Source organism: Sulfitobacter sp. HI0129, from assembly GCF_001635395.1.
GTDB lineage: Bacteria > Pseudomonadota > Alphaproteobacteria > Rhodobacterales > Rhodobacteraceae > Sulfitobacter.
Genome location: NZ_LWGH01000737.1, coordinates 1 through 580 on the forward strand (window position 1 = coordinate 1; position 580 = coordinate 580).

The following is a 580-nucleotide window of genomic DNA, read 5'->3' on the forward strand; positions in this document are numbered from 1 at the left end:
CGAACTCATCCCCCTCACCTTCGCCCACGCCGCTGGAAAAGGCCGGGCTGGCGGAATTCTTCCAGCGCAGCTTCAGCGTGGCGGAGGTCGAGAAGTACAAGCCCCACCCCGATACCTACCGCCTCGTCGCCGATGAGCTCGGCACCGAACCGGAGGAGATGTGCATGGTGGCCTGCCACCTCTGGGATACCATCGGCGCGCAGGCGGCGGGATGTGCGGGTGCCTTCCTGAAGCGTCCGCACAACAACATCATCGAAGCGGATGGCGTCCCCACCCCCGACATCATCGCAAGCGACATGGATGATCTCGCGGACCGGCTGCTGGCTCTCTGAAACGGCGCGCAGCGGTCCGCCCTCGCGGCAGGCCGCGCGCCCTGCGACTTGCCGGGCCTCAGAACGTCTGGTCGTAATCGCCTACCTCGGGTTCGGTGCGGATCACCGCGTCGATCTCCTTGAAGATGGAGCGCAACTCCGCCTCGCTCTCGCTGCTTTCGCAGACCACAACGAGATTCGGCGTGTTGGAACTGGCCCGCACCAGCCCCCAGCTGCCATTGTCGAGGATCACCCGCGCGCCGTTCACT

At 65.7% G+C, this 580-nt stretch carries 1 protein-coding gene and 1 pseudogene; one reads left to right on the forward strand and one right to left on the reverse strand.

What is annotated here, in order from left to right:
• A partial coding sequence (locus A3764_RS18270) for an HAD-IA family hydrolase (protein WP_150122282.1) occupies positions 1-332 on the forward strand: 332 nt, incomplete at its 5' end.
• A gap of 58 nt (positions 333-390) precedes the next feature.
• Here A3764_RS18270 and A3764_RS18275 read toward each other — a convergent pair.
• Positions 391-580: pseudogene (locus A3764_RS18275) on the reverse strand (phosphomannomutase/phosphoglucomutase); the annotation flags it as partial.